Raw genomic sequence first — 9,459 nt, forward strand, 5'->3', positions numbered from 1 at the left:
CCCCGGGCGGACGCCAATCCCCCCGGTGTTTTTCATGTCCGCCTGACAGATGAGAAAAACAATTAAATGAAATGATTAATTTTGACTCAAAGATAAACTTCAATTACACACTTTTTGGGATACTACCGAAGCAATCTGTTCTCGCGCGACTTTCGATCCGTTGTCGCGCGACCTTGACATGCGAAGTCGCGCTACTTGGGGTGCAACCTCGCGCGAGTTTAGGTTCAAAGTAGCGCGAGAATGGATTGCAAGTCGCGCGACCTTCCAAAAAAGGCGGCTTGAAAGCGATATTTAAGTCGGGAAAAGACAAAATAATAATGGCATTAATGTTATTTAACAAATAATGGTGCCGATTAATTTATCACTTTGTGTTTTGATGCATGAGAAATGGCCTTTTTAAGGTCAAAAACAGGCTGTTTTTTTACAAGGAAATGCCTCACAGTGTATTAACACTATTTATCTAATAGCTTGTGGTTTTATTGAAAAGCAAGAGTTTTATTTATCTTTTCTTAATAGCTGTTTTAGTGAGAATAGACCTTTGAAAAACTATCCACTTCGTTGTTTTCGGTATGCGATTTTGCAAAGTCAATAGATGTGTTTGTAAGTCTGTTGGAATGTTACTTCTTCGTATCATTATTCAAACTCTAACATAAAACTTGTATTAAATCCAATTAATGGATCTTGGAGCAGGGTTATGTCCCCATTTGATATGGCCATTATTTGCTTTGATAATGAAAGACCTATTCCATTTCCTTCTTTCTTTGTTGTAAAGAAGGGAATAAATATCTCTTTTGCCAGCTCATTGGGTATTGGAGTTCCATTGTTTGAAATGTATATGATTATGTGTTCATCCCTTCTCACATATGCTTTTAGTTCTATCTTTCCCTTTTTATTTTCAATAGCTTCGACTGCGTTTTTGATTAGATTTATCATAACCTGTCTGATTAAGTTTTGATCAGCAAAGAGCATAAGATTATGTGGTAGTATTTGTTTTGTAAACTGTATATGTTTTGGTATGATGTTTAGACCTTCTATTTGTTGCAAGATTTCTCTCAGTTCGAATGGCTGAGGTGTTGCCTTTTGTAGGTAGGATAGTTTCCGATAACTATTCACAAAGTCTATCAATCCTTTTGATGTCTCGTGTATAGCTTTGATACCGGTATAAATAGGTGTGTTGATGACATCTTCTCTATTCATAAATGTATCGCTTATAGATGCTATTGGAGCAATCGAATTCATTATCTCATGTGTCATTACCCTGGTTAGCTTGGTCCAACTTTCGATTTCTTTTTGCTCCATCTCTTTTTTAATATTACTGAGAGCAATGATGCGTACAGGCTTCAGGTTTAAATCAGTTGTAGTACAGGTTGCAATAATAGTGCTTATTCCTTTGCTCGTTTTGAACTCTATTTTTCTTCGTTCGTTTTGCTTGATTTCTGTTAGGTTTTTTGTCATCTCTTCTCCATACCTTCCAAGTTGGTATAAACTTGATATAGGCGGAACATCGAGCAAATCTGACGCAGCTTTGTTGGACAGAACGACCTTATTTGCTTGATCAAGTACAATGATACCTGTAGAAACAGAGGCTAATACCTTTTCATAGAATATTTCGTTTTCTCTAATTCTCTTTTGAGTTTCAGATAATAATTGTCCAAACCGGTTAATTGTTTTATTGAGTGGCTTCATCATATTGTCGATTGAGCCAATAGGCATTCTAAAGCTGTAGTCGTTATTTTTGATGGCTTCAAGCATTAGGTCGCAACTTTCTTTTACAATCCTAACAGACTTTCTGTGCAAAAGGTATAATACGATGATAAGGGATATTAATACGACTATCAATATCGGTTTCTGCTTTATTATGGCAAGTGTAGTGACGGCTCCCAAGAGGATGAATAGGGTATACCTTATGATAAAACTCAAACTTAACTTAGATACCATATCGTTTCATTTTGTTGTATAAGGTTTGTCTTGAGATATCTAATTGTGTAGCGGCCTGAGAGAGGTTGCCATTGCATTGGTCTATGGCTTTTCGAATCAGCGACTCTTCCATCTCTTCCAGAGTTTGTGCCTTTGTTTGTGTTGCAAAGTCTTCTATGTCATTCAATTCATATTGAGAAATATCTATTTGTAAGTCATTCTCGGTTATTACATCTCCTTCACTAAGGATGACTGCTTTTTCGAGTGTGTGCTGAAGCTGTCTAATATTGCCCGGCCATGACTGACTATTGAGTCTCTTTTCGGCCTCCTTGGATAATGCTTTATGGTGGGTGCCGTATTGACAAACATACTGCTCAATGAAGATTTTGCTCAGTGGTATAATGTCCTCTCTTCTTTCTCTCAGTGAAGGAATATGAAGGTGTATAGTATTGATACGGTATAGAAGATCTTCTCTAAAAGTTCCCTCATTTACCATCGTTTGGAGATTCATATTCGTGGCTGATATAAGTCTGATGTTGGTCGGTAATAGTTCGTTGCTGCCTACTTTGGTATAGCATTTCTTTTGAATGGCTGTCAATAGTTTGGGTTGCATATGAAGTGGAAGATTGCCTATCTCATCTAAAAACAATGTACCTCCGTCTGCTGCTTCGAAACGACCGGTGCGATCCGTATGGGCATCCGTAAATGCTCCCTTGACATGTCCAAAAAGTTCGCTTTCGAACAGCGATTCTGTAATGGCTCCCATATCTACACAAACAAAAGGGGCTGAGCATCTTTTTGACCATTTGTGTATCTCTTGTGCCAGCATATCTTTACCGGTTCCATTCTCCCCTGTGATAAGGATATTGGCATCTGTGAGTGCTGTCTTCTGTACAATCTCTCTTAGTTGGAGCATTTCTTTTGACCGGCCCCAATACATTTGTTTATCGCTGACTTGATGAATATTGATGTTTGTTTTTTTGTTGGATATACACTTTTGATAAGCCTCTTGTAGAGTCTTGATGAGTTTTTCGTTGTTCCAAGGTTTGACAACGAAGTCGGCTGCCCCTCTTTTGATTCCTTCTACGGCCAGGTCAATGTCAGCATATGCAGTAAAGAGGACTACCTCCGTTTGTGGGCGGAGTCGTTTAATTTCTGCCAGCCAAAACAAGCCTTCATTGCCAGTATTGGGTCCGCTTGAGAAGTTCATGTCAAGAAGGACAACCTCAGGCTTCTCTTTTCTTAATAGAGATGGTATTGTTTTGGGCGAACGGAGTGTGATGATTTTACTAAAAACTTTGTTCAGAAGATATTCTATCGATGTAAGTATACTTGCATTGTCGTCTACGACCAGAAGTGTCCCGTCCTTAATCATGAAATAATGTTGTTTGTTTATTTATTGTATTTGTCTCATAAGATGCAGACTGAATAATAGTCTACCTCTTTGTGGGGTGTTGTATATGAGTAAATGAACTTCCTTTTTGTAAAGGTAACAACTATACAATTTGGCGCAAAATAGACACGAATGAGGGATGATTTAGTATATAATTCAGATTGTCCAATGTTTATACACCCATTGTCCAATTATTGGACATCATTAAATGACCTTGTAAAATTAATACATTGTAAATAAGTGAGTTATATTGTTTGGCACAGTGCTTGGTACTTCTTGTATGAGAAAAGTCTTAAACAATGAAAAAAAGAATTTTACTGCTGCTTTTGGTGTCATTGAACTTTGTATCAATGTGCTTCTCACAGACAATATGGAATGTGGATGAATGTATGAGATATGCATCGGAACATAACAATAAAGTTGTCTCACAGTCTACGCGACTTAAAGATGCAAAGATAGATCGAATGGCCGCTTTGGGTAGGTTTCTACCTAAGATTTATGGTGATGCTAACGTCAGGTATAGTTTTGGACGATCGGTCAATCCCGAGACTAATACCTACAAAGATATTTCTACATTTAACAATAACTATAGTATTTCCGGCTCACTTCCTCTCTTCCGTGGTGGAGCACTTATCAATGAATTAAAGTTGGCAAAAGCCAATCTACTTTTGAATAAGGCTTCGCTACAGGAAGAGAAGGATATGGCTGCTCTTGAAACATTTAAAGCTTTTATCGAAGTACTTTATTATGAAGGAACAACCAGAATGGCTCAAGAAAAAATACAAGAAAGTGATTCCTTGTTATATAAGGTAAAAAGGATGTATGAACTTGGACTCAAAGGTGAAGCGGATGTCATAGAGGTAGCTGCACAATATTCTGAAGATGACTACAATGTCACTGCACAGAACAATTTGCTTGAAATGTCGAAAATCAAACTTAAGCAGTCGATGAACTATCCGCTTTTGGACAGCCTCAATGTTGATGATAATTTATTGCAGAGTTTTGATATTGATGATGTCCTTCTTGAAGATACTATTATTTCGGAGACGGACTTGCTTAGCAATCCTCTTATGGTTCAAGCTGATGCAGTTATGGCGTGTGCGAAATATCAATATGCCTCTTCTTGGGGAGGAGTCATGCCTGCAATAGATTTCAATGCCGGCATGTACAGCTCTTATTTCAAAGAACTTCACAAGAGGTATCCATCATTTGGAACGCAATTGGGCAATAATTTGGGATATTATGTTGGTATCAATATTCAGATACCATTCTTTTCCGGATTTGATCGTATCAAAGACATCAAAAAGGCCAAAAATAATTATAAGCAGGCACAAGAGGATTATAAATATAAATTGAGCGAGTTGCAGAAACTTGTTGCAGAAGCTGTGTTTGATAGACGTGCGTCTCTCAAAGAGTCTCTGCTTGCCCGTGAGAGAGTGCGTAAGGATGAGACTACATATAGGATTTCGCAACGGAAATATGAAGAGGGGCTGGTAACTTCATTGGAGCTTAGGGCTGCAGCTTCGGCACTGATGAAAAGTAAAGCAGAGTTATTGCAAAAGCAGCTTAACTTTTTGCTTCAATGCAGACTCGTGGAATACTACAAAGGAGAGCCGTTGATTCATTCGTCGATTAAAACACTCGAATGATATAATCTATTGAAAAACAGGAGTTTGATGATTGAATGAATTGAATCTATCGATAAAGATAAATAAACGACAATAAAACAAATTATGGATATACAAAGAGAAAAGAAGAGCGGTATACAAAAAAAACATCTTCTATATGGTTTAATAGGTGCTTTGGCATTGGTCTTTATTTTATGGCTTGTCTTTGGCAATCATTCTTCAACAATGAGCATTGACAAGAAGTCGGTAACAATTTCGGAGGTGACATATGGTATATTCAATGACTATATAAGAGTTTCCGGTAAAGTTGAACCTATTTCTGTGGTGCAAATTAGTCCTGAAGAGGGAGGTATAGTGATGGAGAAGGTGGCAGAGGAGGGTACTTTTGTCAATAAAGGAGATGTCATTATGCGATTGAGTAATTCGAGTCTTGATCTTCAGATTTTGAATGCTGAGTCGGAAGTGGCTGAGAAGCAAAATATGCTTCGTAATACACAGGTTACGATGCAACAGGACAAGCTGAACAACGAAACTGAGAAAGCTAATCTTGATATTGATATGACTCGTAAAAGACGAGCATATAATCAGTATTCGAAGTTATATAAAGAAAAGCTTGTCAGTCGTGAGGAATATCTTAAAGCCAAAGAAGATTATGAACTTGCCGATCGGAAGTATCTACTTATCAATAAAAGACTTAAACAGGACTCTCTCTATCGTTATGTACAGATGGATCAAATGGAAGATAATCTTACCAATATGCGACGTAATGTGGCCATGATACGAGAGCGAAAGCATAAGCTTGAGGTGGTAGCTCCTATCAGTGGTGAACTTGGACTATTGGATGTGGAGCTTGGGCAGAGTGTCCAACCGGGACAAAAAGTGGGGCAGATTTATGATCAGTCTGACTTCAAAGTGGTAGCTGAGATTGATGAGCATTATATCGATCGTGTGGTACCGGGTTTGGAGGCTTATGTCAAGAGACAAAATAGAAGTTACAAACTTAAGGTGCGTAAAGTTTATCCTGAAGTAAAAAATGGTTCATTCAAAACTGAATTTATATTTGTAGGCGAAAGACCTGACAACATCCGTACGGGACAGACCTATAGTATTGATTTGCAGTTGGGAGAGTCTACCAAAAGCCTGATGATCCCGAGGGGCAGTTTCTTCCAGACAACTATGGGTGAGTGGATCTTTGTCTTAGACCCGGATGGTAAGGTAGCTTATAGACGTATCATTAAGATTGGAAGACAAAATCCGACCCATTATGAAGTAATTGAAGGATTAGAAAAAGGTGAGAAGGTTATTACTTCCGGTTATGAACGATTTGGAACTAATGAGCGTTTGCAGTTTTAATCACAATACTTTTAGCCATATGTATTATTATCGAAACTTTATATATGCCTTCAGACGCAATTCGTTTGCCAATATTATAAATATCATAGGTCTTGTTTTGGCGTTTGCATTTGCTTTTGTAATCTTTACACAGATTGATTATCACCTAAGCTACAATGATGATATCAAAGGTTATAACGAGATTTATCGTTATTCTTTTGTCGATCAAGTTTTTGATGATCCAATGGATTACTTTTCTCCTAAAATGGGTGAGAGTATGGCTACTTCCTCCTCGCATATCAAGGGATTTGCAATGGTCAAGATAGCGGGCAATGAATATGATTATCATATGGGAGAGACGAACGATAGAACAGTGAAACTTACATCATATAGCGGTATAGGGGATTATCTTAGTTTTTTTGCCCCAGATGTTCTTTATGGAGATATCAAAAAGCTTGAAGAGCCTCATACGGTAGTCCTTCCTCTTTCTATGGCACGGAAGATATTTGGCAAAAGCAATCCTGTTGGCGAGCATCTTTATTGTGAAGATCTTAAGGAAGATTTGCTTGTAGTGGGAGTCATAGCAGATTACAAGGACAATAATTTCCTTTCCAAAGGGATTTTTACCTCCACAAAGGCTGACAGTGATTCTAATAGTAATTACCACCTTTTTGTTAAGATAGATTCTCCGAATCATATGAAGGAGATATCACAGTCTATGACAAAGCAATTTCTTAAGATTGTTGGCTGGGATAGGATCCTAACCGATCATAAGGCGGAGGGTTGTCTTAATCGATTGGATCGACTTAGCCTTAGTAATGATGATCTTATGGCTGGTAGGACAGTCTCAATATCTACTTGGCTTCTAATTTGTTTCAGTATAATTATACTCATTATTGCAACTATCAATTTTATCAACTTCAAGCAGGCGGAGATGCCAATGCGGTTGAGAAATTTCAATACGCAACGTATTCTTGGAGCTTCTATGATAAGGTTGAGGTTAGCGTTGGTTGTTGAGACTGTGGCGGTTGCTTTAGTTGCATATATTGTCGCATGCATTGTAGTTTATCTGATGCCATCGATGGGAATACAGAGCCTTGTAGTAGGATCCTTGTCTCTTGGAAAGTGGCATATTACTCTTCTTGTCTTCGTGATAGCAATGGCTATTGGGGTGCTCTCTGGTATCTATCCTGCATCTTTTGTTGGACATATACCTCCTGCAATTGCTCTTAAAGGTAATTTTGGATTGACTCGTCGTGGCAAATTCATTCGAATGCTATTGATATCTTTTCAGTTTCTTGCCACTATTGTTCTTTTGATTTGGATTGGTGTGATGGAGCAACAAAGTCATTTTGTTAAGACAGCTTCATATGGATATGATCGTGATAGGATTGCCATTGGTCAGGTGAAACCGGAATGGCTGGGACATACGAATGCTATTAAAAATGAGCTGAAGCAAATCAAAGGAGTTGAGGTGGTGTCTTATGCCGGGGCAAAGATTGGTGCTCAGGACAACTATTTCGATTTTTCATTGACAGATAAGGATGGTATGGAGTTGAACTTAAGTCTGATCTTCTGTGATAATGACTTTATTAACTTGTTGGGATTTAAGATTTTAGATGGAGATAACTTCCACTCTTCAGACAAAACTCAATTGGTCATTACTAAGACAACTGCAACTCTCAATCCTTCCTTGAAGGTAGGAGGGGAGTTTTATGGGTATCCGATTGTTGGAGTGTCAAGTAACTGTCAATTCCATAGCTTCCGTATAGATGACACCAAAAAATCCTTAGGTTTTGTTGTGGTAGGAAATGAACAGAATTCGGATGATGCTATAGCTAAGATGAAGCAATTTTCTAATGCCAATATATATGTCAAACTGGCCCAAAATGTGAATAAGTACCAGGTCTTGGATGAAATAAGTAAAACGCTAAGTTGCAAATTCCCGACAAAATATGATGTCTCTTTTACCTTCTTAAATGATATTATCTATGGTGAAAACTATAAATCAGAGCTTCTCTTTGCCAAACAGATACTCTGCTTTACTTTTCTGGCAATCTTGATAAGTATCATTGGTGTGGCCGGGATGACAATGTTTGAGACAGAATATAGACGCAAGGAGATAGCTCTTCGTAAAATTGCCGGAAGTACAATCAAGGAGATCCTTTTGTTGTTTAACAAGAGATATATTGCAATAGTAACCTTTGTATTCATTGTCGCAGCGCCAATAGGTTATATATTAGGAAGATATTGGCTTATGCCTTTTGCAGTGAAAGTCTCTATTTCGCCCTTCATTTTTATGGGATCCTATCTTATTGTACTTCTCATTGCTGTCGTAACAGTTTCTGTAAGAACATTTATTGTTGCGATACAAAATCCTCTTTATAGTATTCGAACGGAGTAAGATATAGTTGTAACTTTATGGAAAGACGCCTGCAAGGCTCCAAAATTCTTCGAAACCTTCTGAAATTGTCACTCCGTATAATATCTATTTATGTGTTTTGATGCAAATTAGAATATGTGATAAACTCGGTATGTAATAATTTTTTATAGCGGGAGCAGTGCTATGATCAAATCTTTGGAATGTTGATATAAAAAGAGCCCGACCAGGCCTTTACAGAGGCAGGAACTTCAACCCGCTTATGTACCATGATCAGACTCTCTTAGGTAGAGTTAATACAATTTGCAGTACTAACAGAAAGAAACTCAATAATGAAATGACAAATAAGAGCGGATTTGTCATTAGCTGATAGATTCTAATGACCGTTATTAGGAATTATTTTCTTTAATACACCATATATCATCACTTTATGATCTTATAAAATGATTGTAGTCAGCTAAATTACATATGATTTTGGAGTGTTATTCTAAATGACGGTAGAGTTAATACAATTTGCAGTACTAACAGAAAGAAACTCAATAATGAAATGACAAATAAGAGCGGATTTGTCATTAGCTGATAGATTCTAATGACTGTCATTAGGAATTATTTTCTTTAATACACCATATATCATCACTTTATGATCTTATAAAATGATTGTAATCAGCTAAATTACATATGATTTGATACTGTCCCAAAAAAGTGTGTAAGACCCAAGACTATTATCTTTGAAAAAATAAAATAAAACAGTAAAACAGTATGGATCTCACACGAGTACAAATTAAAGAAATTATTTCGAATTGTCTGGC

Annotated in this window: 5 protein-coding genes; 3 read left to right on the plus strand and 2 right to left on the minus strand. The window is 37.3% G+C overall.

Annotation, left to right across the window (positions count from 1 at the left end; genetic code table 11):
• Positions 1–633: 633 nt before the first annotated feature.
• A complete protein-coding gene (locus ACFO3G_RS04980) occupies positions 634–1,938 on the minus strand; it encodes a sensor histidine kinase (RefSeq protein WP_380078550.1) in 1,305 nt (434 codons plus the stop codon).
• Positions 1,928–3,292: a sigma-54-dependent transcriptional regulator gene (locus ACFO3G_RS04985; RefSeq protein ID WP_380078552.1), complete on the minus strand. Its 1,365-nt coding sequence runs from the start codon at positions 3,290–3,292 to the stop codon at positions 1,928–1,930. The genes ACFO3G_RS04980 and ACFO3G_RS04985 overlap by 11 nt, the downstream gene beginning before the upstream one ends.
• 317 nt (positions 3,293–3,609) lie before the next feature.
• Here ACFO3G_RS04985 and ACFO3G_RS04990 point away from each other — a divergent pair, with 317 nt between their 5' ends.
• The 3 genes from ACFO3G_RS04990 to ACFO3G_RS05000 all read left to right on the plus strand — a co-directional run bounded on the left by ACFO3G_RS04990 (position 3,610) and on the right by ACFO3G_RS05000 (position 8,674).
• Entirely contained in the window at positions 3,610–4,959 is a 1,350-nt protein-coding gene (locus ACFO3G_RS04990) for a TolC family protein (protein WP_380078554.1), read from the plus strand.
• A gap of 84 nt (positions 4,960–5,043) precedes the next feature.
• On the plus strand, positions 5,044–6,291 hold the full coding sequence (locus tag ACFO3G_RS04995; RefSeq protein WP_380078556.1) for an efflux RND transporter periplasmic adaptor subunit: 1,248 nt from the start codon (positions 5,044–5,046) through the stop codon (positions 6,289–6,291).
• Positions 6,230–8,674 carry an ABC transporter permease gene (locus tag ACFO3G_RS05000; RefSeq protein WP_380078558.1) on the plus strand — a complete coding sequence of 815 codons (2,445 nt, stop codon included), beginning with the start codon at positions 6,230–6,232 and terminating at the stop codon, positions 8,672–8,674. The genes ACFO3G_RS04995 and ACFO3G_RS05000 overlap by 62 nt, the downstream gene beginning before the upstream one ends.
• The last annotated feature ends 785 nt before the right edge of the window (positions 8,675–9,459 follow it).

This window comes from Falsiporphyromonas endometrii, from assembly GCF_042654485.1.
Classification (GTDB): Bacteria; Bacteroidota; Bacteroidia; order Bacteroidales; family Porphyromonadaceae; genus Porphyromonas; species Porphyromonas endometrii.